24 protein-coding genes, 1 pseudogene and 2 riboswitches are annotated in these 26816 nt (G+C 67.8%); of the genes and pseudogenes, 16 read left to right on the top strand and 9 right to left on the bottom strand.

The annotated features are described in order from the left end of the window. Positions 1-49 precede the first annotated feature (49 nt). From OY559_RS00505 to OY559_RS00495, 3 genes are read left to right on the top strand one after another with little or no spacing between them, the layout of a single operon-like run. Entirely contained in the window at positions 50-709 is a 660-nt protein-coding gene (locus OY559_RS00505; protein ID WP_277728117.1) for an alpha/beta hydrolase, read from the top strand. Further along, entirely contained in the window at positions 709-1860 is a 1152-nt protein-coding gene (gene zapE, locus OY559_RS00500) for a cell division protein ZapE (RefSeq protein WP_277728116.1), read from the top strand. The genes OY559_RS00505 and zapE overlap by 1 nt, the downstream gene beginning before the upstream one ends. Before the next feature lie 4 nt (positions 1861-1864). After that, positions 1865-2617, top strand: a complete 753-nt coding sequence (locus tag OY559_RS00495) for an SIR2 family NAD-dependent protein deacylase (RefSeq protein WP_277728115.1) — start codon at positions 1865-1867, stop codon at positions 2615-2617. A gap of 241 nt (positions 2618-2858) precedes the next feature. Here the strand turns inward: OY559_RS00495 and OY559_RS00490 are convergent, their stop codons facing one another. Genes OY559_RS00490 through ompR form a run of 3 tightly spaced genes read right to left on the bottom strand, consistent with a single transcriptional unit; the run spans position 2859 to position 5770 of the window. Then, positions 2859-3767: an alpha/beta hydrolase gene (locus tag OY559_RS00490; protein WP_277728114.1), complete on the bottom strand. Its 909-nt coding sequence runs from the start codon at positions 3765-3767 to the stop codon at positions 2859-2861. Between the two features lie 21 nt (positions 3768-3788). Continuing rightward, positions 3789-5054 (bottom strand): ATP-binding protein, encoded by a 1266-nt coding sequence (locus OY559_RS00485; protein ID WP_277728112.1) that lies wholly within the window; start codon positions 5052-5054, stop codon positions 3789-3791. Further along, positions 5051-5770 carry an osmolarity response regulator transcription factor OmpR gene (ompR, locus tag OY559_RS00480; RefSeq protein WP_277728111.1) on the bottom strand — a complete coding sequence of 240 codons (720 nt, stop codon included), beginning with the start codon at positions 5768-5770 and terminating at the stop codon, positions 5051-5053. The genes OY559_RS00485 and ompR overlap by 4 nt, the downstream gene beginning before the upstream one ends. A gap of 190 nt (positions 5771-5960) precedes the next feature. Here ompR and OY559_RS00475 point away from each other — a divergent pair, with 190 nt between their 5' ends. The 7 genes and pseudogenes from OY559_RS00475 to OY559_RS00445 all read left to right on the top strand — a co-directional run bounded on the left by OY559_RS00475 (position 5961) and on the right by OY559_RS00445 (position 14318). Then, positions 5961-6485: a hypothetical protein gene (locus OY559_RS00475; RefSeq protein WP_277728110.1), complete on the top strand. Its 525-nt coding sequence runs from the start codon at positions 5961-5963 to the stop codon at positions 6483-6485. A gap of 254 nt (positions 6486-6739) precedes the next feature. Then, positions 6740-6859: pseudogene (locus OY559_RS00470) on the top strand (hypothetical protein); the annotation flags it as partial. A 51-nt stretch (positions 6860-6910) separates the two neighbouring features. After that, positions 6911-7774, top strand: a complete 864-nt coding sequence (locus tag OY559_RS00465) for a sterol desaturase family protein (protein ID WP_277728109.1) — start codon at positions 6911-6913, stop codon at positions 7772-7774. A gap of 74 nt (positions 7775-7848) precedes the next feature. Further along, a complete protein-coding gene (locus OY559_RS00460) occupies positions 7849-9213 on the top strand; it encodes a 2-oxoadipate dioxygenase/decarboxylase HglS (RefSeq protein ID WP_277728108.1) in 1365 nt (454 codons plus the stop codon). A gap of 395 nt (positions 9214-9608) precedes the next feature. Beyond that, positions 9609-9829: riboswitch (cobalamin riboswitch) on the top strand. Positions 9830-10101: 272 nt separating this feature from the next. Continuing rightward, positions 10102-12438, top strand: coding sequence for a ribonucleoside-diphosphate reductase subunit alpha (locus OY559_RS00455; protein ID WP_277729869.1), 2337 nt, complete (start codon positions 10102-10104; stop codon positions 12436-12438). Between the two features lie 232 nt (positions 12439-12670). Beyond that, a complete protein-coding gene (locus OY559_RS00450) occupies positions 12671-13690 on the top strand; it encodes a ribonucleotide-diphosphate reductase subunit beta (protein WP_277728106.1) in 1020 nt (339 codons plus the stop codon). Between the two features lie 220 nt (positions 13691-13910). Continuing rightward, entirely contained in the window at positions 13911-14318 is a 408-nt protein-coding gene (locus OY559_RS00445; protein ID WP_277728105.1) for an acyl-CoA thioesterase, read from the top strand. 39 nt (positions 14319-14357) lie between these two features. Here the strand turns inward: OY559_RS00445 and metE are convergent, their stop codons facing one another. After that, the gene (gene metE / locus OY559_RS00440) at positions 14358-16649 is read right to left on the bottom strand and encodes a 5-methyltetrahydropteroyltriglutamate--homocysteine S-methyltransferase (RefSeq protein WP_277728104.1); all 2292 of its coding nucleotides are present in this window, start codon (positions 16647-16649) and stop codon (positions 14358-14360) included. Positions 16650-16847: 198 nt separating this feature from the next. Further along, positions 16848-17083: riboswitch (cobalamin riboswitch) on the bottom strand. A 67-nt stretch (positions 17084-17150) separates the two neighbouring features. On the opposite strand from metE, the gene OY559_RS00435 reads away from it, so the two are divergent. Together OY559_RS00435 and OY559_RS00430 are read left to right on the top strand one after the other, a co-directional pair. Then, positions 17151-17660, top strand: a complete 510-nt coding sequence (locus tag OY559_RS00435) for a hypothetical protein (protein WP_277728102.1) — start codon at positions 17151-17153, stop codon at positions 17658-17660. Between the two features lie 86 nt (positions 17661-17746). Next, positions 17747-19012: a serine hydrolase domain-containing protein gene (locus tag OY559_RS00430; protein ID WP_277728100.1), complete on the top strand. Its 1266-nt coding sequence runs from the start codon at positions 17747-17749 to the stop codon at positions 19010-19012. On the opposite strand, the gene OY559_RS00425 is transcribed toward OY559_RS00430, so the two are convergent. Further along, complete coding sequence (locus OY559_RS00425; RefSeq protein WP_277728099.1) at positions 19013-20071, bottom strand: linear amide C-N hydrolase; 1059 nt, start codon at positions 20069-20071, stop codon at positions 19013-19015. 110 nt (positions 20072-20181) lie between these two features. Here OY559_RS00425 and OY559_RS00420 point away from each other — a divergent pair, with 110 nt between their 5' ends. Together OY559_RS00420 and purU are read left to right on the top strand one after the other, a co-directional pair. Beyond that, positions 20182-20499 carry a hypothetical protein gene (locus OY559_RS00420; protein WP_277728098.1) on the top strand — a complete coding sequence of 106 codons (318 nt, stop codon included), beginning with the start codon at positions 20182-20184 and terminating at the stop codon, positions 20497-20499. A gap of 11 nt (positions 20500-20510) precedes the next feature. Next, positions 20511-21362 (top strand): formyltetrahydrofolate deformylase, encoded by an 852-nt coding sequence (gene purU / locus OY559_RS00415; RefSeq protein ID WP_277728097.1) that lies wholly within the window; start codon positions 20511-20513, stop codon positions 21360-21362. Positions 21363-21510: 148 nt separating this feature from the next. Here the strand turns inward: purU and OY559_RS00410 are convergent, their stop codons facing one another. Then, positions 21511-22299 (bottom strand): TSUP family transporter, encoded by a 789-nt coding sequence (locus tag OY559_RS00410; RefSeq protein WP_277728096.1) that lies wholly within the window; start codon positions 22297-22299, stop codon positions 21511-21513. A 220-nt stretch (positions 22300-22519) separates the two neighbouring features. On the opposite strand from OY559_RS00410, the gene OY559_RS00405 reads away from it, so the two are divergent. Continuing rightward, complete coding sequence (locus OY559_RS00405; RefSeq protein ID WP_277728095.1) at positions 22520-23845, top strand: M20 family metallopeptidase; 1326 nt, start codon at positions 22520-22522, stop codon at positions 23843-23845. Positions 23846-24120: 275 nt separating this feature from the next. On the opposite strand, the gene OY559_RS00400 is transcribed toward OY559_RS00405, so the two are convergent. Further along, positions 24121-24504: a YchJ family protein gene (locus tag OY559_RS00400; RefSeq protein ID WP_277728094.1), complete on the bottom strand. Its 384-nt coding sequence runs from the start codon at positions 24502-24504 to the stop codon at positions 24121-24123. A 144-nt stretch (positions 24505-24648) separates the two neighbouring features. Then, positions 24649-25254 carry a GTP cyclohydrolase I FolE gene (gene folE / locus OY559_RS00395; protein ID WP_142122915.1) on the bottom strand — a complete coding sequence of 202 codons (606 nt, stop codon included), beginning with the start codon at positions 25252-25254 and terminating at the stop codon, positions 24649-24651. 337 nt (positions 25255-25591) lie between these two features. Here folE and OY559_RS00390 point away from each other — a divergent pair, with 337 nt between their 5' ends. Then, a complete protein-coding gene (locus tag OY559_RS00390) occupies positions 25592-26212 on the top strand; it encodes a ferritin family protein (RefSeq protein ID WP_277728093.1) in 621 nt (206 codons plus the stop codon). 97 nt (positions 26213-26309) lie between these two features. Here OY559_RS00390 and OY559_RS00385 read toward each other — a convergent pair whose 3' ends face one another. Then, positions 26310-26804, bottom strand: a complete 495-nt coding sequence (locus OY559_RS00385) for a DUF421 domain-containing protein (protein ID WP_277728092.1) — start codon at positions 26802-26804, stop codon at positions 26310-26312. Between the last annotated feature and the right edge of the window lie 12 nt (positions 26805-26816).

Genomic DNA, 26816 nt, shown 5'->3' with positions numbered 1-26816 from the left:
GGCACGCGCCGTCCGCAGCCCTGCGTGGCTCTGGGCTTATCATGTCGGCATGAACGCACCCGCATTCCCCACCGCGTCCGGCCCGATCACGCTGGCAGGCCCCGAGGGCCCGCTGGAAGCCCATGTCGACTGGCCCGAGGACGGCGAACCGGTGAAGCCGGTCACCGCCGTGATCTGTCATCCGCTGCCCACCGAGGGCGGCACGATGCACAACAAGGTCGTGGTGATGACGGCACGCAGCCTGCGCGAACTCGGCGCGGTGACGGTGCGTTTCAACTTCCGCGGCACCGGCGCATCCGCCGGCTTGTTCGACCACGGCGATGGCGAAGTGGATGACCTGCGCGCCGTCGTGCAGTGGATACGCGAGCAGCGGCCCGGCACGCAGCTGTGGCTGGCCGGTTTCAGCTTCGGTGCCTATGTCTCGCTGCGTGCCACCGACGCACTGCAGCCCGATGCGCTGGTGTCGATCGCGCCGCCCGCCGGCCGCTGGGATTTCAAGGCGATCACGCCGCCGGCCTGCCCGTGGCTGGTGATCCAGGGTGAAGAGGACGAAGTCGTCGAACCGCAGGCGGTGTACGACTGGATCGATTCGCTGAAGCAGCCGCCGGAACTGATCCGCATGCCGGAAACCAGCCACTTCTTCCACCGCAAGCTGATGGACCTGCGCGGCGCCATCAAGCACGCCATGAAAGCCTACGTGCCGGCGTGATGGCGGACGACGTACGGGACACGGCGCCCACGCCGTCGCAGGTCTACGCGCGCGGCGCCTCGGAAGGCCAATGGCAGGACGATCCGGCGCAGCATCCGGCGCTGGCCGAACTCGACCGCATCCATGCGGCGTTGCTGGCGGAGCCGGCATCGTCCGGTCTGTTCGGCAGGCTGTTCGGCAAGCCACCGGAAACCGTCAAGGGGCTGTACTACTGGGGCGAAGTCGGTCGCGGCAAGACCTTCCTGGTGGACCTGTTCTACGACAACCTGCCGCTGCCCACCTATTCGGTCTCGCAGAACAAGGCGCACGGGGAAGGCGGGGGCAAGTACCGCACCCACTTCCACCGCTTCATGCGCGGCGTGCACGAGCGCCTGCGCCTGCATGCCGGCGAAAGCGACCCGCTGGCGAAGATCGTGCGCGAGGTGCGCGGCAAGCTGCGCGTGCTGGTGCTGGACGAGTTCTTCGTCACCGACATCGGCGACGCGATGCTGCTGGCGCGGCTGCTGGAACGCATGTTCGCCGAAGGCATCGCGCTGGTGACCACGTCCAACACCGCACCGCAGAACCTGTACCGGGACGGGCTGCAGCGCGCGGGCTTCCTGCCGGCCATCGACCTGCTGCAGCAGCACTGCGTGGTGCTGCGTTCCGACGGCCAGGAAGACTACCGTCTGCGCGCGCTGACGCGTTCGCCGGTATATCGCACGCCGCTGGATGGCGCGGCCGACGACTGGCTGGCGATGCGCTGGCGCGAACTGAGCGGCGGCGAAGCGGCGCACGGAGGCAACATCGAGATCGACAGCCGCAAGATCCCGGTGCGCGGGCGCGGCAAGAGCATCGCCTGGTTCGACTTCGTCGCGCTGTGCGAAGGTCCGCGCGGCACCACGGACTACATCGAGATCGCGCACGAGTTCAATACGCTGCTGCTCGGCGACATCCCGCGCTTCGACGCGCTGAATGAAGATGCCGCGCGCCGCTTCGTCAACCTGGTCGACGAGCTGTACGACCGCCACGTCAACCTGGTCTGCACCGCGGCGCAAGCGCCCACGGCGTTGTACACCGGCACGCGGCTGCAGGGCGCGTTCGAGCGCACCGCTTCGCGCCTGATCGAGATGCAGAGCGCCGAATACCTGGCCACCCCGCACAAGGCCTGAACACATGGACGCCGTGCCCGCTGCGATCGACGACGTGCTGCGCCGGACGATCGACGGCGGCGGCCACGTCTGCGTGCTGACCGGCGCCGGCATGTCGGCCGAGAGCGGCATCCCCACCTTCCGCGGCACGCACGACAGCCTGTGGTCGCGGTTCGATCCGATGCGGCTGGCGACTGTCGAGGCGTGGCGCGAGGATCCTGCGCTGGTCTGGGGCTGGTACCGCTGGCGGATGCACTTGGTCCGCGAGGCGGAGCCGAATGCCGGTCATCGCGCCCTGGCGGAACTGGCGCAACGCTTGTCGCTATCGCTGGTCACCCAGAACGTGGATGACCTGCACGAGCGCGCCGGCAGCATCGTCGACGCGCATGTGCATGGCAGCCTGTTCGCGTTGCGCTGCTTCGCCTGCGAACGCCTGCATGATGGTGCGCTGGACGACTACGTGGACGACGCGCAGCGTGTCGAACCGATGCGGTGCATGGCCTGCGGCGGGCACATCCGCCCGGGCGTGGTGTGGTTCGGCGAAGCGCTTCCGCATGACGCCTGGGCGACGGCGGTCGATGCGGCTACACGTTGTGCGCTGATGCTGGTCGTGGGTACATCGGGTCTGGTGTACCCGGCCGCCGGACTGCCCGCGTTGGCTCGCCGCCATGGCGCGACTGTGGTGGAGATCAATCCGGAACCGACGGCTTTGTCGGCGGAGGCGGACCACGTCTGGCGGGCGACCGCAGCGCAGGCGTTGCCGTTGCTGGTGCGCTAGGCATTGCCCCTTTCCTTCTCCCCGCTAGCGGGAGAAGGTGCCCGGAGAGCCTGCCCCGTACTGGATACGGGGGCGGATGCGGAGTGCTTTTGGCGCAGATGCTTCCGCCAAGTCGTACCCCCCTGTTGATCGAACGCGGAGTGATGTGGGGAACTGCAGGGCCGCGACTCCGTTTGCCCCTCACCCGCCTTCGGCACCCTCTCCCCGTTTCACGGGGCGAGGGAACTTTCTCTCAGGACTCCTACAGCCGTTTGCGCACGAACGTGTCCACGGCCTCCGTGTAAGCCGACGGCGCACCCAGCAGGTGATTCACCTCGCCATGCGAGAGGTCTTCGGGCAGCACCTCCATCGCGACCCCCAGCGTCCTCGCCTTCTCCACCATCGCGCGGCCCTGCGGACAGGCGTCCTTGCGGCGCGAGGAACAGACGAACAGCATCGGCACCGCGTCTCGGGTGAGCTGGTGCCAGGGCGACGCGGCGATCCACTCATCGCGATCCTTGCCGAACGCGCGGTCGTAGATGCCGGGCAGCGGCGGTTTCTGCATGGTCAACGGCACATCCAGCGCGCCACTGTCCAGCGACACCACGCCACGCGGCCTCGCTGCGCCAGCCTCGCGCCAGAGCGTGGACGAGGCGCCGACCAGCGCGGCCAGATGCGCGCCGGCGGAATGCCCCATCAACAGCACGCGCGAGGGATCGGCGTTCCAGTCCGGCGCATGTTCCTGCACGACCGCCAGTGCGCGTGCCACGTCGCGCGCCTGCTCCAGCGGCGCGGTGTCCGGCCGCATGCGGTAGTTGGTGGATACGAGGATGTACCCCTTCGGCAACCAGTAGGCCGCCTTGTTCTCCACCACGCCGGGATTGTCCTTGTTGCCGTTCTCCCATCCGCCGCCATGCACGAACAGGATCACCGGCGCGTTGCGCGTTTGCGCAGGCAGGTAGACATCGAAGCGCTGGCGCGGATCCGCGCCATAGGCGATATCGCGCAGCGCGCGCGCTCCTTCCGGGAGCGAGGGCACACGCGCGGCAGGCTGGCGCGAGGCTTCACGCGCCTGTTGCAGGCGTTCGCGGAAGGTCTGCGCCGCAAGCGGCGGCAGCGCAGCGAACAGGACGCATCCCAACAGGCCCGCGCGGAACAGCATCGTCTTCATGGCATCACCTCGATGGGGAGATCAGCCCGCGCGCAACCACAATTGCGCGCGCAGGCCGTGGGGCGTGTTCGACAGCAACCGCAGTTCGCCGCCGTGCTGGCGGGCCACGCGGTCGACGATGGGCAGGCCCAGCCCGCTGCCGCCCTGCGCCTGGTCGTGGACGAAGGGCTGCCGCGCGCGCTCGGCCGCGTCGGCGGAGAGACCGGGGCCGCCGTCGGCGACCTCGACCACCCATGCCGCGCCTTCGGCCCACAGCTGCAACGACAATGGCAACGCGCCATGCCGCTCGGCGTTGACCAGCAGGTTCTCCACCGCGCGCAACAGCGCCATCGGCTTGCCGGACAGCAACGCATGGTCCGGCAGGTCGACACGCCATCCTTTCGATGCCGCGGCGACCGCGTGGCGGCAGATCGCGGCCAGGTCGACGGTCTCGCTGCCTTCGTCGCGGCCATCGCGTGCGAAAGCGATGAACTGGCCGAGGATGGCATCCATCTCGGCGATGTCGCGATGCATGCTGCGGGTCAGGTCCGGATCGGTGTCGGGCACCATCTCAAGTGCGAACTGCAGGCGGGTGAGTGGTGTGCGCAGGTCGTGCGAGATGCCGGCGAGCAACAGTGCGCGTTCTTCCGCCGCCGCACGGACGTCCCGGCTGGCATCGCCCAGCGCCTGCGCCAGGTCCGCCACCTCGCGCGGGCCACGCGCATGCACCGGCGGTGGCGCATCGCCTCGCACGATGGCCGGCGCCGCGGCCGCGAGCTGGCGCAGCGGCTGCACCAGCCGGCGCGCGAAATGCGCGGCGGCCAGCCAGACCAGCGCCACACATCCCACCAGCATGAACACCGAGAAGCGGCGCATGCCGGTGCCGGGTCGGTCGTAGGCGAACGACACCCACAGCGGCTCGCGCGTGGCCGGCTTCAGCCAGATCACCCGCAGCCCGCGCCCGGCATCCATCCGCAGTTCGCGGCCGGCGCCCAGCGTGCCTGCCGCCTGCGCGCGCAGTTCGCGCAGCAACGGGGCGAAGCGCGGTCTTGCGTCGGCGGGCGGCGTGCTGCGCACCTCCAGCCCGGCATCGCGCAGCTGCTGCACGGTGCGCGCATGCGGCTGGTGCTGATCAAGCGCTTCCACCACTTCAGCGAAGCCCTGCATCGCGCGCAGCAACTGGTCGGCCGCCGGCCGCGTGGCCAGTTCGCGCCCAAGCAGGAGCGCCAGCACGCCCGCGCCGACCAGCACCAGGGCGATGACCAGCGCCAGTTGGCCGAATACGCTGCGCGGCAGCGGCGACTTCATGGCGTCGCTTCCGGCGGTACGAACACATAGCCCACGCCCCACACCGTCTGGATCAGGCGCGGCTGGCGCGGGTCGTCTTCCAGCAGCCGGCGCAGGCGCGCGATGGTCACGTCCATGCTGCGCTCGAAGGCCTCATGCTCGCGGCCGCGCGCCAGGCTCATCAGGCGGTCGCGGCTGAGCGGCTGGCGCGGATGCCGCAGCAGCACCGACAGCACGGCGAACTCGCCGCTGGTGAGCCGCAGCAATGCGCCACCGCGGGTCAGCTCGCGACGGCCCAGGTCGAGTCGGAACGGCCCGAAGACCATGTCGCCACCCTCGGGCTGCGGTGCACCCGGCGTCGGGCGCGTACGCCGCAGCACCGACCGGATGCGGGCCAGCAGCTCGCGCGGATTCACCGGCTTGGGCACGTAATCGTCGGCGCCGATCTCCAGGCCGACGATGCGGTCGATCTCGTCGCCCTTGGCCGTCAGCATGACGATGGGCGTGACGTCGCCCTGCCCGCGCAGGCGGCGACAGATCTCCAGGCCATTCTCGCCGGGCAGCATCAGGTCCAGCACGATCAGGTCGAAGTGGCCACGATCCAGCGCCTGCCGCATCTGTGCGCCATCGCCCACGCCACGCACGTCGAAGCCCTGCGACTCCAGGTAGCGCACCAGCAGCTCGCGCAGCCGCACGTCGTCGTCCACCAGCAGGATGCGCGCTGAAGTTTCGTCCATGCGGCCACTATCGCCCGCCGCCGCGATGCCCGGCAAACCCTGCCGGCAGCCCGTTTGTAAGCAGATGTTTCCAGCGCCGCCGGCAGACACATCTGCTGTCAACCACGACACACCTGCCGCCGTTGCCCGCCCTACCGTGGTCCTGCCGCCGCTTCCCTGCGCGGCCCCACCCCCCGACGAGGATTCCGCCATGAGCAAGACCCCGTTCCTGATCGCCACTGCCTTCGCCCTGTGTGCCACCACCCTGTTCGTCGACCATGCCGAAGCCCGCGAGCGCAGCCGCGCCGTGCAGCGCACCGCCCAGGGCGGCAGTGTTGCCACGGAGCGCAGCAACGCGCGCTTCGACAGCCAGCGCCAGCGTTCCTGGCAGGCCGATGGCCAGGGCAACGGCTCTGCCGCGCGCAGCGGCAGCGTGGCCGGGGCCAACGGCGGCAGCGCCGGTTACGACCGCAGCGCCTACCGCAATGCCAATGGCAGCGCGGGCCGCCAGGGCAGCGCCTATGCCAACGGTCCGAACGGCGGCACCGCCAGCACCAGCGGCGGCATCAGCCGCGACGCGGACGGCAACGTCAGCGGTGCGCGCAGCACCACCGCCACCGGCGCGAACGGCAACAGTTACAACGGCAGCACGACCGTGTCCGGCGGCACGGTGACGCACACCGGCACCTGCACCAACGCCAGCGGCGAGACCATCGCCTGCCCGCGCGGCAACTGATCGGCCGGCTGCACCCGCTTTCCCGCAGGCGCGGCGGCATGGCACTCCCCCCTGCCGCACGGATGCATTCCCGCACCGCCGCGCCTGCACCTTTTCCTTACTTCACCCGGAGATTCCCGATGTCCCGTTCCATCCTGCTCCCCCTCGCCACCACGTTGTCCATCTTTGCGCTGGTGGCTGCCCCGGCCGGCGCACAGCAGCGCACGCTGACCGAAGAACAGAAAGCCACGCTGCAGGAACGGTTGAAAGCCGCCGATGCCAATGGCGATGGCCTGATCGACAAGGCGGAAGCCGAGGCGAAACTGCCGCGGATCGCCAAACGTTTCGACACCCTCGACGCCAACAACGACGGCAAGCTCTCGCCCGATGAAATGCGCGCCGCCGGCCAGAAGATGGCCGGGCGTCGCGCACGCTGAGGCCGCGTGATGGACGGCACGCGCGTGTTCGCAGGCCTGCCTCTGCTGGTGCTGGTCGCCGTCGCCGCCGTGGAAGCCGCATGGCTGGTGCGGCGCGGCGTGCGCTACGACTGGAAAGGCTATTGGGCTTCGCTCGGCGATGCCGCCGGCCGCGCGCTGCTCGGCCTGGTGGTCCAGGGTGGCGTGGTGGCGGTGTTGCTGTTCGCGATCTGGGAGCTCCGCCTGACCACGATCGCGATGGACCGGCCCTGGCACTGGGTGGCGCTCTTCGTCGGCCAGGAGTTCTGCTACTACTGGATGCACCGCGCCGACCACCGCGTGCGCTGGTTCTGGCTGAACCATTCGGTCCACCACTCGGCCACGCAGTACAACCTCTCCACCGCCTACCGGTTGGGCTGGACCGGCAAGCTGACCGGTGCCGCGGTGTTCTTCGGGCCACTGGTGTGGCTGGGCTTCCCGGTGCCCTATGTGATCGGTGCGCTGGCGGTGAACCTGCTGTACCAGTACTGGCTGCATACCGAGCTGGTGCCGCGGCTGGCGCGCCCCATCGAGTTCGTCTTCAACACGCCCGCGCACCACCGCGTGCACCACGCCAGCAATCCCGAGTACCTGGACTGCAACTACGGTGGCGTGCTGATCGTGTTCGACCGCCTGTTCGGCACCTGCCGCGAGGAAATGCCCGGCGTGCCGATCCGTTACGGGCTGGTGGACCCGGTGCACAGCTACAACCCGGTGAAGATCGCCCTCCACGCGTGGATGAAGCTGGGCCGCGACCTGCGCCGGGCGCGCGGTCTGCGGCAGGTGGGCATGACCCTGTTCGGCCCGCCCGGGTATGTCCCCGGCGGCGCGGACGAAGGCCGCCCGCGCCGCTGAGAGTGGCCCGCGCCGACGCGGCCGGCGACAATACGCGCCCCCGGCGGCCCCACGCCGCCCGCACGCCGAGCCCCATGACCGCCTTCGTTTCGCCCGACCGCATCCGCGGCCTGTTCGCCCAGGCCATGTCCGACATGTACCGCACCGAGGTGCCGCTGTACGGCGACCTGATCGAACTGGTCGGCGAGATCAACGCCGAGACGCTGCACCGCGATCCCGCACTGGCCAACCGGCTGCAACGCACGGGCGAAACCGACCGCCTGGACTTGGAGCGCCATGGCGCGATCCGGGTCGGCACGCCGGCGGAACTGGCGATGCTCGGCCGCGTGTTCGCGCTGATGGGCATGCACCCGGTGGGCTACTACGACCTGACCGTGGCCGGCGTGCCGGTGCACGCCACCGCGTTCCGCCCCCTGACCGAAGAAGCACTGGCCGCGAATCCGTTCCGCATCTTCACCTCGCTGCTGCGGCTGGAATTGATCGCGGACGCCGCATTGCGTGCCGAGGCGGAAGCGATCCTGGCGCGACGCGACATTTTCACCGCCAACGCACGCGCTTTCGTGGCGCAGGCCGAACGCGACGGCGGGCTGGACGACGCTGATGCGCAGCGCTTCGTTGCCGAAGTGCTGGAGACCTTCCGCTGGCATGGCGACGCCACCGTCTCGTTGCAGACCTACCAGGCCCTGCACGGCCTGCACCGGCTGGTCGCCGACGTGGTCAGTTTCCGCGGCCCGCACATCAACCACCTCACCCCCCGCACGCTGGACATCGACGCGGCGCAGATGGCCATGTTGGAGCGCGGCATCCAGGCGAAGGCGTTGATCGAGGGTCCGCCCCGCCGCGCCGTGCCCATCCTGTTGCGGCAGACCAGTTTCAAGGCGCTGGAAGAAGAAGTCGCCTTCCCCGACGCCTCCGGCACGCTGGTGCCCGGCAGCCACAGCGCGCGCTTCGGCGAGATCGAACAGCGCGGCCTGGCGCTGACGCCGGCCGGGCGCGAACTCTACGACCGACTGCTGGCGCAGGTGCGCCAGGCCGGTGGCGCTGGCAACACGTCGGCGGACTATCCGCAGCGGCTGGCGGCGGCATTCGCGGAATTTCCGGACGACGAAGACGCGCTGCGTCGCAATGGCCTGGGCTATTTCCGTTACCGCCTGACCGATAGTGGCGCCGCGCTACCGGCATCCGAGCGCGCAGCGATGACGCCCGATGCGCTGGTCGATGCCGGTCATGCCGTCGTCGATCCCATCGTCTACGAGGATTTCCTGCCGGTCAGCGCAGCGGGCATCTTCCAGTCCAACCTCGGCGGCGGCGAACAGCGCGCGTATGACGCGCACGCCAACCAGGAGGCCTTCGAAGCGGCGCTGGGCAAGACGATCCACGACCCGTTCGCGCTGTATGCACAGGCGCAGGACGCGTCGATCACAGCGCTGCACGCGTGACATAGGGCGGGCCAAGGCCCGCCATTGCCACCCGGACCTCGCGCCGCGGATGAGCGGCGATGCCGTCGGGTTTCCACGGCGCCCGACGCATGCGACGGTGGGCCAAGGCCCACCCTACGAGCTGACGCATGTTTCCCCGCTCCCCGTGGAACGGGGAGAGGGTGCCGAAGGCGGGTGAGGGGCGAGCGGAGTCCGGGCACCCAATGCGCCAGATCGGGACAGCAGTCTTGATGCCCAGGAGCTTCACGCACGAGTTATCACCGCGCCTGCCCCTCATCCGCCCTCCGGGCTCCTTCTCCCCGCCAGCGGGGAGAAGGATTCAACTCGTGAAACCCGCATCGCCTCGACATCGGCTGTTCCACACAACATTTGGTGTTGACGCCTCCATGCACCCCCACTATCTTGTGGCCGTCGGTTCCGGGGGTGGCTAGCCTCCGGATGAAAAGGGAAGCCGGTGCGGCCTTCGGGCCCACTCCGGCACTGCCCCGCAGCGGTAATTGGGAACGACCCCGCCACACAGCACTGAGGCCAGGCCTCGGGAAGCGGCGGATTAGGAGGAAGGCACCGCCTTCCAGGCCCATGAGTCCGAAGACCTGCCGACAGCCGCGCGATGCACACCGCGCGGTGCCGGCCGCGGATTCTCCGGGGGGAGATGGCTGGCGAAGCAGGGCGTCCGCAGTCCGTCTGCGCGATCTCGGCCCCTGCGACGCCGCTTCCCCACTGTGATTCCCCATCCGGCCTTCCGCGACCCCGCGAGGGACGGGCCGCCGCGTGCATTACGCATGGAGGAATCCCGTGACCCAGATCGACAGCGCCGTCGCCGACGCCGGCACCACCCCGTCCCAGAAGGACGCCTTTTCGCTGACCCCGCCGCCCACCGCCACCGCGATGAGCGTGACCAAGCGCAATGGCGGCCGCGAGCCGGTGGATCTCAACAAGATCGTGCGCGCGGTGCAGCGCAACTGCGAAGGCCTGCACGCCATCGACCCGATGCGCGTGGCCACCCGCACCATCTCCGGCCTGTACGACGGCGCCAGCACGCGCGAACTGGACGAACTGTCCATCCGCACCGCCGCGCTGCTGACCGGCGAGGAGCCCGAATACAGCCGCCTGGCCGCGCGCCTGCTGGCCGGCTACATCACCAAGGAAGTCACCGGCCAGGAAATCCATGCGTTCTCGCAGTCGGTCACCCGCGGCCACGAGGTAGGCCTGATCAACGACCGCCTGCTGAACTTCGTGCAGACCAATGCGCGCAAGCTCAACGATGCGCTGGACGCCTCGCTCGACCTGCACTTCGACTACTTCGGCCTGCGCACGCTGTACGACCGTTACCTGCTGCGGCATCCGCACACGCGCAAGGTGATCGAAACGCCGCAGCAGTTCTTCCTGCGCATCGCCTGCGCGCTGAGCGAGGACGTGCCCGAAGCGCTGGCGCTGTACCGCCGCATGGGCAACCTGGACTACCTGCCCAGCTCGCCGACGCTGTTCAACAGCGGCACCACCCACGAGCAACTATCCTCATGCTTCCTGCTGGATTCGCCGCAGGACACGCTGGAATCCATCTACGCCAAGTACGGCGACATCGCGCAGCTGAGCAAGTTCAGCGGCGGCATCGGCGTGAGCTACACGCGCGTGCGTTCGCGCGGCTCGCTGATCAAGTCGACCAACGGCCACAGCAACGGCATCGTGCCGTGGCTGAAGACACTGGATTCCTCGGTGGCCGCGGTCAACCAGGGCGGCAAGCGCAAGGGCGCGGCCTGCGTGTACCTGGAAACCTGGCATGCCGACATCGAGGACTTCCTTGAACTGCGCGATAACACCGGCGACGAAGCCCGCCGTGCGCACAACCTCAACCTGGCCAACTGGGTGCCGGACCTCTTCATGAAGCGGGTGGAGGCCGACCAGGAATGGTCGCTGTTCGATCCGCGCGTGGTGCCGGAGCTGACCGACCTGTACGGCGCCGCGTTCGAGCTGGCGTATACGCAGGCCGAGACGCAGGGCAAGGCGATGAAGACCCTCTCTGCCCGCAAGTTGTACGGCCGCATGATGCGGACGCTGGCCGAGACCGGCAACGGCTGGATGACGTTCAAGGACAAGTGCAACGCGGCCAGCAACCAGACGCTGCGCGCCGGCAACGTCATCCACCTGTCGAACCTGTGCACCGAGATCCTCGAGGTCACCTCGGCCGAGGAGACGGCGGTGTGCAACTTGGGCTCGATCAACCTCGCCCGCCACTTCGACGAGGATGGGTATTTCGATTTCGACAAGCTGGCCGAAACCGTCCGCCTGGCCGTGCGCCAGCTGGACCGCGTGATCGACCTGAACTTCTATCCCATCGAAACCGCGCGCCGCGGCAACCTGCGCTGGCGCCCCGTGGGCCTGGGCTGCATGGGCCTGCAGGACGTGTTCTTCAAACTGCGCCTGCCGTTCGACAGCGCCGAAGCACGTGCGCTGTCGGCGAAGATCGCCGAGACCATCTACTTCCACGCGCTGGAGACCTCGGTGGAACTGGCGCAGGAGCGCGGCCGCCATCCGTCCTTCGCCGACACCCGTGCGGCGAACGGTGAACTGCAGTTCGATGCGTGGAACGTGGTGCCCGAGAACGCCGAGCGCTGGGACGCCCTGCGCGCGCGCATCAAGGAACACGGCCTGCGCAACTCGCTGCTGATCGCCATCGCGCCGACCGCGACCATCGCCTCGATCGCCGGCTGCTACGAGTGCGTGGAGCCGCAGGTGTCCAACCTGTTCAAGCGCGAGACGCTGTCGGGCGACTTCCTGCAGGTCAACCGCTACCTGGTGGACGAGCTGAAGAAGCTGGGCCTGTGGACGGCAGAGACCCGCGACGCGATCAAGCTGTCCGAAGGCTCGGTGCAGGGCCTGGCGCAGGTGCCGGACACGCTGCAGCAGATCTACCGCACGGCCTGGGAGATCCCGATGCGTTCGCTGATCGACATGGCTGCCGGCCGCGGCGCCTTCATCGACCAGTCGGCCTCGCTGAACCTGTTCATGGAAAGCCCGAACATCGGCGCGATGTCGTCCATGTACATGTACGCGTGGAAGCAGGGCATCAAGACCACCTACTACCTGCGCTCGCGCCCGGCCACCCGCATCGCCAAGACCACGGTCAGCAGCGTCGCGGCCACCGAGCCCAAGCGCGAGTACACGCCGACCGAAGCCATCGCCTGCTCGCTGGAGAACCCGGAAGCGTGCGAAGCCTGTCAGTAATCCGCTCCCCCTGCGTCGGCCGTGACCGACCACCTTGGAACAGGAACATGGAGGTTCCCGGCGCATGGAGGCGCCACCTTTCGAATCGAGCCCCTCTCCCACCGGGAGAGGGGTTGGGGTGAGGGTACGGCGACATCAGGATGCCTGACCGTCGTTGCCTTCGCCGCACCCTCATCCGCCCTACGGGCACCTTCTCCCGAGGGGAGAAGGAGAACCACGAGAACACCGCACCATGTCCGCACACCCCAAGCAGATGCTGCTAGATCCCGGTTTCGAACTGACCCTGCGCCCGATGCGCTACCCGCAGTTCTATGACATGTACCGCGATGCCATCAAGAACACGTGGACGGTGGAAGAGATCAACTTCCAGATCGACATCACCGACCTGCATTCGAAGATGACCCCGGCCGACCGCCACCTGATCCACCGGCTGGTCGCGTTCTTCGCCACCGGCGATTCCATCGTGTCGAACAACCTGGTGCTGAACCTGTACCAGCACCTCAATGCGCCCGAAGCGCGCATGTACCTGTCAAGGCAGCTCTACGAGGAAGCGCTGCACGTGCAGTTCTACCTGACCCTGCTGGACAACTACCTGCCCGACCCGTCGGAGCGCTTCAAGGCGTTCGCGGCGGTAGAGAACATCCCGGCGATCAAGAAGAAAGCCGACTTCTGCTTCAAGTGGATCGATTCCATCCAGGACATGAAGCGGATCGAGACCCGCGACCAGCGCCGGCAGTTCCTGCTCAACCAGATCTGCTTCGCCGCGTGCATAGAAGGCCTGTTCTTCTTCGCCGCGTTCGCCTACGTGTACTACTTCCGCTCGCGCGGCCTGCTGCCGGGCCTGGCCAGCGGCACCAACTGGGTGTTCCGCGACGAGAGCTGCCACATGGAGTTCGCCTTCGAGTGCGTGCGCACCGTGCGCGAGGAGGAACCAGACCTGTTCGACGACCGCATGCAGCAGAAGGTCTACGACATGCTGGAGGAAGCCATCGAGTGCGAGGTGCAGTTCGCCGAGGATGTGCTGTCCGGTGGTGTCGCAGGCATCTCGACGCGCGACATGCGCCAGTACCTGCAGCACTGCGCGGACCAGCACTTCGCCAAGCTCGGCATGCCCAAGCGCTACGACGTGCGCAACCCGCTGCCCTTCATGGAGTTGCAGGACGTGCAGGAGCTGACCAACTTCTTCGAGCGCCGCGTGTCCGCCTACCAGCTGGGCGTGCAGGGCGAAGTCGGCTTCGACCACGCGTTCTAGCGTTGGCGTTTTGTAGGAGCGACGTGAGTCGCGACCGCGCAATGAAAGCCCCATGGCGCCGCACCGTCCCGGGAATGTCGGCGACAGACCCAGCGCCATCGCGAATCCATCGGGCATCCGGGCCATTCGTTCTTGCGGTCGCGACTCACGTCGCTCCTACACCGGCACAACATCCGGCGCGCTATGCTGCCGCCGGGAGCATGCGAACCGGAGCACCACCATGACTGAACTGGCCAACGCCGAAGCGCGCCCCACCGAAGCGCGCCTGCTGCACATGGTCTTCCCCGACCACACCAACCATCTGGGCACGCTGTTCGGCGGCCAGGCATTGGCATGGATGGACATGTCGGCCTTCATCGCCGCTTCCCGATACGCACGCACCACGGTGGTCACCGCGCGCTCGGAACAGGTGGACTTCAACCAGCCCATCCACAAGGGCGACCTGGTGGAAGTGGTCGCGCGCGTAGTGAAGGTCGGCCGCAGCTCGATGAACGTCGACGTGGAAGTCATCACCGAGAACCTGCTGACCGGCGAACGCAAGCTGTGCACGCGCGGCCACTTCGTGATGATCGCCCTGGATCCGCTGGGCCGGCCGACGCAGGCACCACCCTTGCCGGCCACCACGTAGGGCGGGCCCCGGCCCGCCACCACGGCGACGATCCCGTGATCAGGCTGCCCGCGCCTGATCGCCTCGCAGTGCGCGGGCCGCTTCCACCATCCGCTCCAGCGCCGTGCGGACCTCCGGCCAGCCGCGCGTCTTCAGGCCGCAATCGGGATTGACCCAGATCTGCTCCGGTGCCAGCACGGCACGCGCCTTCTGCAGCAGGTCGACCATCTCGCCGCCGGTGGGAATCCGCGGGGAATGGATGTCGTACACGCCCGGGCCGATTTCGTTGGGATAGCGGAACTTCACGAACGCGTCCAGCAGTTCCATGCGCGAGCGCGAGGTCTCGATGGAGATGACGTCGGCATCCATCGCGGCCACGGCCTGCATGATGTCGTTGAACTCGGAGTAGCACATGTGCGTATGCACCTGGGTGTCGTCGGCGACGCCCGCCGCCGTGATGCGGAAGCACTCCACGGCCCATGCCAGGTACCCGTGCCAATCGGCGCGCCGCAACGGCAGGCCTTCGCGCAGCGCGGGCTCGTCAATCTGGATGACGCGGATGCCGGCGGCTTCCAGGTCCAGCACCTCATCCCGCAGCGCCAGCGCGATCTGCCGGCAGGTCTGCGCGCGCGTCTGGTCGTCGCGCACGAACGACCACTGCAGCACCGTCACCGGCCCGGTCAGCATGCCCTTCATCGGCCGGTCGGTCAGCGACTGCGCGTACTGCGACCAGCGCACCGTCATCGGCGCCGGACGCGAGACATCGCCATAGATCACCGGTGGCTTCACGCAGCGTGAGCCGTAGCTCTGCACCCAGCCATTCTTCGTGAAGGCGAAGCCATCCAGCTGTTCGCCGAAGTACTCCACCATGTCGTTGCGTTCGAACTCGCCATGCACCAGCACGTCGAGGCCGACGTCCTCCTGGAAACGCACGCAGCGTTCGGTTTCCTCGCGCAGGAAGGCGTCGTAGTCCGCATCCGCCAGCTTGCCGCTCCTGTTCCGTGCGCGTGCCTCGCGCACTTCGTGGGTCTGCGGGAACGAGCCGATGGTGGTGGTCGGGAAACCGGGCAAGCCGAGCAGCGCCGCCTGTGCGGCGCGGCGCTGCGGATAGGGCGAGTCCCGGTGGGTGTCGGTGGCCTCCGCAGAGGCCAGGCGCGCGGCCACCTCCGGACGATGCACGCGTGCGGATTGCCGGCGCGATGCGATGCGGTCGCGGGCGATGGCCAAGCCCGGCTCCGCCGCGCGCGGATCGCGCAGCGCATCGGCCAGCAGGCGCAGTTCCTCCACTTTCTGGCGCGCGAAGGCCAGCCACGACTTCAGGTCGGAAGGCAGCGCCTTTTCGCCCGCCAGATCGACCGGCACATGCAGCAGCGAGCACGACGGCGACAGCCACAGCGCGTTATCGCCGACGTGACCGAGCGCGTACCTGGCCAGGATCAGCGCGTTGTCCAGGTTCGTGCGCCAGATGTTGCGTCCGTCCACCAGGCCGGCCGACAGCACGCGGCCTTTCGGAAGATGCTTCAGCACGTCGTCGAGTTGTTCCTTGCCGCGCACCAGGTCGACATGCAGGCCATCCACCGGCAATGCGCAGGCCAACAGCAGGTTGTCGCCCAGGCGGCCGAAGTAGGTGGCCAGCAACAATGCAGGCCGCCCGTTCTTCGCCAACGTCGCATAGGCCTTCAGGTATGCGTCGCGCGTGGCGTCGTCCAGGTCCAGCACCAGGCAGGGCTCGTCGATCTGCACCCAGTCCGCGCCCGCGTCATGCAGCTTCGCCAGCAGCTCGGCGTAGACCGGCAGCAGGCGATCCAGCAGCGCGAGGCGGTCGCTGCCATCCACACATTTTGAAAGCAGCAGGAAGCTCACCGGGCCCAGCAGCACCGGCCGTGCGGCGTGGCCTGCGGCGACGGCTTCACGATATTCCGACAGCGGCTTGTCGCCGCGCAGGCGGAAGGTCTGGCCGGCGTGCAGTTCCGGCACGAGGTAGTGGTAGTTGGTGTCGAACCACTTGGTCATCTCCAGCGCGCGCAGATCGGTGCCGTCCTTCTGCACGCCACGCGCCAGCGCGAAGTAGCCCGCCAGCGGATCGGCATCGGCCAGCGCGCGGTAGGCGTCGGGGATGGCGTCGAACAGGAACGCGGTGTCCAGCACCTGGTCGTACAGCGAGAAGTCGTTGCACGGCACGACATCGGCGCCGGCATCGCGCTGCAGCTGCCAGTGGCGGTGGCGCAGGTCGCGTGCGGTCTGTTGCAGGTCGGCGGCGCTGGTGTCGCCGCGCCAGTAGTTTTCCAGGGCGGATTTCAGTTCGCGCTTCGCGCCGATGCGCGGGAAGCCGAGCGTGGTAACGGTGGTCATGGTGCGTGTCCTCATGCGGTGGCGGATGAGGAACGAAGGAACCGCGCGCCGGACCGGAGCCCGCCACGCCAGCGACCTTCGCCCCCGCGGGCGAGCCGGAGTGCCGAAGTCGGGCGCAGGAGGACGCATCCGGGCAGGCGCGCGCGGACACGGGCTCCGGCCACCTCCCCTCGGAAGCTCCAGGTCAGGCGGAAGACGGTCGTGTCTTCCGGCCAGGGCAGGTCTTCGGGCTCTTGGACGGGCGCGTGGCGCGCTGGCCTACTTCCCGCCGCTTCCCGGTCCGCGAGGACCAGTGCTGTTGGCGAGGTTCGTTTCCAAATACCGCTGCGGGGCAGCGCCGGAATAGGCCCATGGAACAGACCGCACCGGCTTCCCTTTCAATTCCATCGCTTCATTGGGATGAAGAGATGTAAACCTTGGCGATGCGAACGTTACGCGGGCGGCGGGCGGGACGTCAAGCGGCGCGATCCTGCACCCGCGACATTCCGCTAGAGTCCGGCGATGAGCACGGCAGACAAACTGAAGTGGCTTCTTCTGGCGGTGGCCGCACTGCTTGGGATCACATGGGTGGTGAGCCTCTTCCTGCTGTCACACGCCCGGCATCACGACTACGTCAGCGATTGCGCGCCCGAGGAGCGACTTGCCCGCGTGGAACTGGTCGGAGGCTACGACGACCGCCCGAACGAGCGCGGATCGCCTTACTACCTGCGCTTGTCGCTCACGGGGAGGGATGGGCGTGTGCCGATCCAGCCCCGACTGACGTCTTCCGCGAGCGGAAGGACGCTCGAGCTGTCGGGGATGGAACGCGTCCAGGTACAGGAGGCATACGAAGGCGGAACACGCGCCGTCTGGGTGGCCCCACACCTCTCGATTCCCTATGAGGACCATGTCTTCACGGCCATGCTGAGCTCTTCCGCGGAACAGCCCGCTGTTGCGCTTGCGTGCCGGCTGAAGCGTGCGCCGGTGGAAGAGTGGCGGATTCCTCTGCTCGACATGCTCATGAGTGTCTGAAGCGGCGCGGCCACGCAACGCGGAGTCGGGGTTTCATGCGTTCGTTCGTCCTCGTGAATCAAGTGCTTCGTGGACGCCCGCCTGCAATGCCTATCGAAACTCCGCCCGCTTCGCCCGATCGCCGCCGCTGGCTGGCCTCTCTGGCCACGATTCCACTGGCGGCCTGCGCCTGGCCTGTGGTCAGCCATGCCACCGCCTGCGACGACGCCGCCAACTGGATTCCCCCCGACGCATTCCTCGCCGACCTGCCGCGCCTGATGCAGGCGTTGCGCGTGCCGGCGATCGGCATGGCCGTGGTGGAACGGGGCGACGTAGTGTGGTCGCGCAACCTCGGCATGGCGAACGCGGAGACGCGGACACCGGTGGCGGACGACACGCTGTTCGAGGACGCCTCGCTCAGCAAACCGGTGTTCGCCTACGCGGTGCTGCAACTGGCGGATCAGGGCGTGATCGATCTCGACGCGCCGCTGGTGCGTTACCGGCGGATGGATTACCTGGCCGACCATCCGTGGGTGGATCTGGTCACCGCGCGCGACGTGCTGCGCCATTCCACCGGACTGCCGAACTGGCGCAAGGATCCGGCGAACGAAACATTGGTGCCGGCGGTGAAGCCGGGCACGCGCATCGATTACTCCGGTGAAGCGATCTTCTGGCTGCAACTGGTGGTCGAGCAGATCACTGGCGAGAGCCTGGACGAATCGATGCAGCGCCTGCTGTTCGGCCCGGCCGGCATGCGCGATAGCAGCTACACGTGGAGCAAGGATCTCGCCGCGCGTTCCGTCTACGGCCATCGTGCCGTCGAGGACGAGGCACCCGGCATGCCGCCGCAGATGCTGCGCGACACCTGGAACGCCGCGCAGACCGTCGCCGACCGCCGGGGCAAGCCGCTGTCCGCGTGGCGCTACGAGGACGCCGAGCGTGCGCTGCCGGACGTGCAGGCGATCACGCCCAAGGGGCTGGTGAACTGGCCCGGCGATATCCTGGCCAATGCCGCGGCTAGCCTGCGCACGACACCGCAGGACTACGCGCGCTTCATGGCGCTGATGGTGCGTACGCAACGCGAACCATGGCAGATCGCCGAGGCGACACGGACCGCGATGCTGACGAAGCAGATCGACGTGCCCGGCCGCTGGACGGACAAGGGCCTGGGCTGGAACCTGGAGGCCACGCCGCGCGGCACGGTGTTCTACCACTCCGGCAGCAACGGCGGGATCTTCAAGAACTTCGCGCTCGGTGACGCCCGTGGCCAGCGCGCGCTGGTGGCGCTGACCAACGGCGGCAGCGGCAACGTGCTGTACCGACGCGTGGTGCGCGCCGCCACCGGTCACGACCTGCTGGCGTTTGACCTGTGACTACAGGCCCAGGAACTCGAACGGCTCCGCCGGCCTGAAGTCCTTCACCGCGTTGCCGGCGAACACATTGCGCTGGTCCGGGCCCAGGTCGAGCCGCAGCACCTTGCCGGTGTCTTTCGAGAAATCCACTTCCTTCAGGTCCACCCAGAAGGTGTTCGGCGTCAATGCGGATTCGAAGAAGTACAGCTTGCGCTTGTGGTCGGCCACCGTGCGCCAGCGCGTGGACGAAATATTCGGCTCCTCCGGCGTGTTGATGCCGAACGGCACCGATGCGTTGCGGATCACGCTGAAGACACTGGCCAGCGCCTTCACCGGGTCCTCGCTCTTCGGGATCACGTTGACATAGAACGACGCGCGCGCGAAGCGGTCCGCGGCGCGGTTGGTGCCCGGCAGCATCACCGTGCCGCCGATCTGCTTCCAGTACGCGTTCAGCGCCAGCTGTTGCTCGAACACCGGCGAGTTCGTCATCACCTGGTACTGGCGGCCGTGGTGGATCACCTGCTTGCCGTCGATGTACTCGATGATGGCGCTGTCGCCGCTGGCGTCCGACAGGGACAGGTGCAGCGTGGCCAGCCGGTCCTCGCCGGGCACCTTGTCGGTCACCAGGGTGAAGGGCTCCTCGCGCAGCGCCTCGACGGCTTCCTTCACGCTGCCGTAGTTGTCCAGTGCGTACTGCGCCCACGCGGCGATGCTCAGGCCCGGGCCGCGTCCGTCGTAAGCCGGGTACTCGGATTCCACCAGCCACAGCACGTTGGCCATCAGCCCGGCCTCGTTCATGCCGTCGGTGGTGGAGACCTCGTAGCCGGTGGCGATCACGCTGCCGTACTTCGACGTCCACGTGATCGAGTTGGGCCCGGCCTGCCCGCTGCGCTGCATGCCGCGCGGGAAGATCCACAGGTTCGTCGCCACGTCGTTCTTCCAGTCCATCGAACGGGCGGTGATGACGTCGCTGTCCGCCCCCAGATAGACCAGTCGGGTACAGGCGGCGGCGGGGCCGGAGGCAAAGGCGGGCAACAGCGATGCGGCAAGGGCAAGCGGCAGGACGAAGCGACGATCCATGACGATCTCCGTGGGCGTGGGATGGCGGCAGTCGACAGCGGCGGCGGGCTCGCCCTTTATGCCAGCGAGTGTGTTAAACAGCGATCCTCCCCCGCCCCGGAGATGCTGCCATGACATTCCCTCGCCTGTTGCGCCGTTCGTCTTTCCAGGCCTGCCTGCTGACAGGCGCCGTCTTCGCGCTGTCTTCCTGCGTCAGCACACCGGGACCGCAGGTGGCCGGCAGCGGCCGTTGCAGCGATGCCGCCCTCGGCTGGGCGACGGGTCAACCTGCGGACGAGGCCACGCTCAAGCGCCTGTCGCGCGAGAGCGGTGCCGGGCTGGTCAACCCCATCGGCCCGAAGACGGTCGTGAAGCACGACACGCGCGACGACCGTCTGCGCGTCTACATCGACGCCGACAACCGCATCACCGCGGTCCGTTGCGAGTAAGCCAGCCGCTCATGCGCCGCGACCACATCCTCACGCTCTCCTGCCCGGACACCACCGGCATCGTCTATCGCGTCACCGGCCTGCTGTTCGACGCGGGCTGCAACATCCTGGACGCGCAGCAGTTCGGCGACGACGAATCCGGCCGCTTCTTCCTGCGCGTGCATTTCGACCTGCCGGAGGCCATCACCGCCGACGCCCTGCGTACGCGCTTCGCGCCGCTGGCCGACGCGTTCGCGATGGAGTGGCAGATCCACGACGCCCGCCGCAAGGCACGGCTGATGGTGCTGGTGAGCAAGCAGGGGCATTGCCTCAACGACCTTCTGTTCCGCGTGCACAGCCGGCAGCTGCCGGTTGAGATCGCCTGCGTCGCGTCCAACCACGACGACTTCGCGGCACTGGCGCAATCCTACGGCGTGGCGTTCCACCACCTGCCGGTCTCCGCGGCGCATCGGGATGAGCAGGAGCAGCGCATCATCGACCTGGTCGAACGCGAGCGGATCGACCTGGTCGTGCTGGCCCGCTACATGCAGATCCTCTCGCCCACGCTGTGCGATGCACTGGCCGGCCGCGCCATCAATATCCACCACAGCTTCCTGCCCAGCTTCAAGGGCGCCCGGCCGTACCACCAGGCGCACCAGCGCGGGGTCAAGATCATCGGCGCCACCGCCCATTACGTGACCCGCGACCTCGACGAAGGCCCGATCATCGAACAGGACGTCGCGCGCGTGGACCACGCGATGACGCCGAAGGAACTGGTCCGCATGGGCAGCGACATCGAATCGCTGGTGCTCGCCCGCGCCGTGCGCCGCCACGTGGAGCACCGCATCCTGCTCAACGGCCATCGCACGGTGGTGTTCCGCTAGGCCGTTGCCTGATGCAGATGTAGGAGCGACGTGAGTCGCGACCGCACGCCCTGCAACGCCAGGCACGCGTCCATCATGCGAGGCATGACCCATCCAGGCGGGTTGATTCCCGCGGTCGCGACTCACGTCGCTCCTACAGAATCCAGAATCAGAAGGACGCGAACCACATCCGCAACGGATGCTGCGGGTCGGCCAGCAGCCGGATCGCCAGTGCGATCGACACCGTCACCAGCAGCGGCTTGATGATGCGGGCGCCCTGCTTCATCGCGAAGCGCGAGCCCAGCTGCGCGCCGAGGAACTGTCCCGCGCCCATCACCAGCCCCACCTTCCACAGCACCGCGCCGAACGCGAGGAACACCGCGAACGCCCCGAGGTTGGAGCCGAAGTTGAGGAACTTGGTATGCGCCGTCGCCTTGAGGATGCCGAACCCCGCCAGCGCCACGAAGCCCAGCATCAGGAACGACCCCGTGCCCGGACCGAACACGCCGTCGTAGAAACCGATCACCGGCACGAAGGTCAGCCCGAACACGAGCGGGTGCATGCGCTGGTGCCGGTCCACGTGGCCGATGTCAGGCTTCAGTCCGAAATAGATGGCGATGCCCACCAGCAGGAACGGCAGCGCCAGCTTCAGCCACTCCACCGGGATGATCGTCGCCAGCAGCGCGCCACCCACCGCGCCCAGCGCAGCGGTGAGCGCCATCGGCAGCTGTCCTTTCAGGTCGACGTGCCCGTGCCGCGCGTAGGCCCAGCTGGCCGAGGCCGAGCCGAACAGCGACTGCAGTTTGTTGGTGCCCAGCACGTGCAGCGGCGGAATGCCGGCCAGCAGCATCGCCGGGATGGTGACCATGCCGCCGCCACCGGCGATGGCGTCGATGAAGCCCGCCAGCATCGCGGCGAGGAACAGCAGCAGGAGTACCTGCAGGGCGAGATCGGGCATGGGGGTTCCGCAGCGGACGATGATGCGCGTCCGCCCGGGGACCAGCACGTGCGACGCTCGCGCATTCTAGAAGCTGCGCTGCCGTTGTAGGAGGGGCTTCAGCCCCGACGCTTTGCCGAGCGCCTCCGGTCTGGACTGGCTTTCAACAGCAGAATGTCGGGTCAGCCCCTCCTGCATGCCATTGCGGTTAGCATCGGGCATCCCTCCAGGAGCCGACCCGATGCGTACAGCTCGTCTTTTCGCCGTTTCCCTGCTCGCTCTCGCGTGCGCACTTCCCGCCGCCGCGCAGGACGCCGCACCCGCGCAACGAGCGGAAGTCGCCGCCGCCGGCAAGGCCGTGCAGCAGCAGGTCGTGGACTGGCGCCGGCACTTCCACCAGCATCCGGAGCTGTCCAACCGCGAGGAGCAGACATCCAAGCGCGTCGCGGAAGAATTGCGCAAGCTCGGCCTGCAACCGCGCACCGGCATCGCGCACCACGGCGTCACCGCTGTCATCAAGGGCGGCAGGCCAGGCCCGCGCATCGCGTTGCGGGCGGACATGGATGCGTTGCCGGTCACCGAGCGCAACAGCCTGCCCTTCGCATCGAAGGCCACCGCGACCTATCGCGGCGAAACCGTCGGCGTCATGCATGCCTGCGGCCACGACGCCCACACCGGCATCCTGCTGGGCGTGGCGAAGGCGCTGGTGGCGATGAAGGACACGCTGCCCGGCGAAGTGCTGCTGGTGTTCCAGCCTTCCGAGGAGGGCGCGCCGGCCGGCGAGGAAGGCGGTGCGTCGCTGATGCTGAAGGAAGGCCTGTTCAAGGACTTCAAGCCGGACGCCATGTTCGGCCTGCACGTGTTCTCGTCGATTCCCGTCGGCCAGATCGGCGTGCGCCAGGGCCCGCTGATGGCGGCGTCGGACAGCTTCAACCTGAAGGTCGTCGGCCGGCAGACGCACGGCTCGCGGCCATGGGGCGGCGTGGATCCGATCGTGGCGATGGCCGATGTCATCGGCACCACGCAGACGATCGTCAGCCGTCGCACCGACATCTCCAGACAACCGGCGGTGGTCAGCTTCGGCGCCATCAAGGGCGGCATCCGCTACAACATCATCCCCGACGACGTGGAAGTGGTCGGTACCATCCGCACCTTCGACGAAGGCATGCGGCAGAAGATCTTCGCCGACCTGAAGAACGTCGCCAGCCACGTGTCCGCCGCGCATGGCGCGAAGGTGGAAGCCAACGTGCCCGACCGCGACGGCAACCCCGCCACCATCAACGACCCGGCGCTCACCGCCCGCATGACGCCCAGCCTGCAGGCCGTGGTCGGCGCGGACAACGTGATCACGCCGCCGCTGCAGATGGGCGCAGAGGACTTCTCGTTCTACGCGCTGGAAGTACCGTCGATGTTCTTCTTCGTCGGCAGCACTGCGAAAGGCACCGACCCGGTGACCGCGCCCAGCAACCACTCCCCGGAGTTCATGCTCGACGAAGCCTCGCTCGACGTTGGCGTGCGCGCGCTGCTGCAGGTGACACTGGATTACCTGGAGAAGCCGAAGGGCTGAGGTTCCATGGCATCTCCCTCTCCCCGCTTGCGGGGAGAGCAACAGTCCTGACTCAGGCGTAGCGGGAAGCGGAAGTTTCCCGCGGACATCCTGTGTTCGATCAGCCTGCGGTCGCTGCGCCGCAGAAGGGTCGGCGCGAAGAGCGCCCCTCATCCGGCCTTCGGCCACCTTCTCCCCGCAAGCGGGGAGAAGGACACATGCGCGTCGTCTTCTTTGAGGCCAAGCACGGCGGGACAGCTCCCCTCTCCCCGCAAGCGGGGAGAAGGAAGCCCGCATCACAGATGCTCGCCATCCACGTACAGCCACCGTCCGTCGAGGCGGACGAAACGGCTGCGCTCGTGCAGCCGCACGGCGCTGCCACCGCCGGCACGATAGCGGGCGACAAACTCCACCTCGGCGGTATCCGGCCCGGTGACGCGATGCCGCTTCACCGACAGGCCCAGCCACGTGGTGCGCGGCGCACCGGGTGCGTCCAGGCCCAGCTCGGCCGGACAGGTGTCGGGATGCCAGGTGGCGCGCAGGTAGTCGCCATCACCGATGACGAAGGCGCTGTAGCGCGAACGCATCAGCGCTTCGGCATCCGGCGCGATACCGCCGGCGTGGTAGTGGCCGCAGCAGGCCGCGTAATCGCGTCCGGTGCCGCAGGGGCAGGTGGTCATGCTTGTGCCCTTTGTAGGAGCGACGTGAGTCGCGACCGCACACCTTCCGATGGCAGGGAAGCGGGCATCACGGGATAGATCAGGCGAATGGACGCCGACGTCATCCGGTCGCGACTCACGTCGCTCCTACAACGTTGCTTTGTCTCACCGCCGCCCGTTGCCCGTCTCGATGAACCGCAGGAATTCGGCACGGGTGCGCGCATCTTCACGGAAGGTGCCCAGCATCTTGCTGGTCACCATGCTGACGCCGCGCTTGTGCACGCCGCGCGTGGTCATGCATTCGTGCGCGCCGTCGACCACGACCGCCACGCCACGCGGCTGCAGCACGTCCTGGATGCACTGCGCGATCTGCGCGGTCATCTTCTCCTGCACCTGGAAGCGGCGCGCATACACATCCACCACGCGCGCCAGCTTGCTGATGCCCACCACCTTGCCGTCCGGCAGGTAACCTACGTGCGCCTTGCCGATGATCGGCGCCATGTGGTGCTCGCAATGGCTCTCGAACTCGATGTCGCGCAGCACGATCATTTCATCGTAGCCCGCCACTTCCTCGAACGTGCGCGCCAGGTACTCGCGCGGATCCATCTGGTAGCCGCTGAACCAGTCGCGGTAAGCCTTGGCCACGCGCTTGGGCGTGTCCAGCAGGCCTTCGCGCGCGGGATCTTCGCCCGCCCACTCGAGCAGCACGCGCACGGCATCCTCGGCCTGCGCCTGGGTGACCTTGCCGGGATTGTCGTCGGACTGGCTCATCGCATGGATTCCTGCGGGGGGCGTGGAGGATAACCCATCATGCCGGACATGGCCCGGGCGGCCCGGGGCGGGGCCGCGTCCAGTACTACGTCGCGGGGCAACGTCCGGATGCGCGCCTCCACGGCGCACGGCGCACCCTGCCGGCGTCCGTTGCCGGAACAGGCTTGAGGGCACGTGCCCGGTAACCACGCAATGGCGCCGCGCAGGGTGCGTCGCATGCGCTTCACCGACACATGCGCAGTCGGCTATGTGAACACCATGCATGCGTCGCCGTCACGTTGTGTTTTCGCGCCTGCGCCTAGAACGGTTACTCCTTTCACAGCCACGGAGTACCGCCATGGCACGTTCCCGCACCGTCAACACCGCACAGGTCCACGAACTGCTGCTGCAGGCCATCGAAACCGAGCGCGGCGGCATCCAGATCTACACCACGGCGATCAAGGCCGCCGTGAACAAGGACCTGAAGAAGGAATGGGGCGAGTACCTCGACGAAACACGCACGCATGAAGAAGTGCTTACGCGCGTGTTCGAGCAACTCGGCATGGATACCGAAGAGAAGTCGCCAGGCCGCAGCGTGGTCGCGCACCAGGGTGCTTCGCTGGTGAAGGCCATCGAGATGGCCATGAAGAGCGATACCCCGGAAGCCGCCGAACTGGTCGCCGCCGAGTGCGTCGTGCTGGCCGAGACAAAGGATCACCAGAACTGGGAACTGATCGGCAAGGTCGTGGAACAGGGCGGCGAACTGGCCAAGGTGCTGGAGCCCGCGTACAAGGCGGTGGAAAGCGACGAAGACCACCACCTGTACCACACGATGGGCTGGTGCCGGGAACTGTGGATCCAGTCGCTGGGCATGCCCGCCGTGCTGCCGCCCCCGGAAGAGGTCAAGAAGGTCGAGACCGCCATCGGTGCGTCGCGCGCCGAGCAGGGCCGCGACGGGATGCTCGGGCGCAAGCACTGAATTTCCACCGCCTGCATGCGCGGCCTTCGCCCACCTTCTCCCCGCACAACGGGGAGAAGGACGGGCGCGCCGTATTGCCGCCCGCCTGGCTACCCGGTCAGGGCTTTCGGCCGATGAAGGTGATCTCGCCCGAGGTTTCGAGCACCGCCAGTTCGATTTCCCCCAACGTGGCGTAGCCTGCGGAGCGGCGCGCGATGGCGAAGTCGTGCTCGCTCAGCGACTGGCGCGCCAGCTCATCGCGGAAGAGTTCACCATGCCGCAGCAGGATCACCGGCCTGCCCTCCACCATCTGGTCGAAGCGGCGGCTGCGCGCGGACAGTTTGCCCACGCTCCAGTTCAGGCCCAGCAACGTCGCCGCCAGGATCAGCCCGCCCAGCAACGAGGTATCCCCACCGATCAGCGAGTTCTGCACCGCCGTTCCCAGCAGCACCACTACCAGCAGATCGAACGGTGTGAACTGGCCCACGGTGCGCTTGCCGGTCAGGCGCACCATCAGCAACACCACCACGTAGACGGCGACGGCACGCAACACGAATTCCCACCACGGCATGCCCAGATCGAACAGGCTGCGCGCCACGCTCTCCATCGTCATCACCTCGTCGTG

This window comes from Pseudoxanthomonas sp. SE1, from assembly GCF_029542205.1.
Lineage (GTDB): Bacteria > Pseudomonadota > Gammaproteobacteria > Xanthomonadales > Xanthomonadaceae > Pseudoxanthomonas_A.
This window is presented reverse-complemented; position numbering and strand designations above follow the sequence as displayed.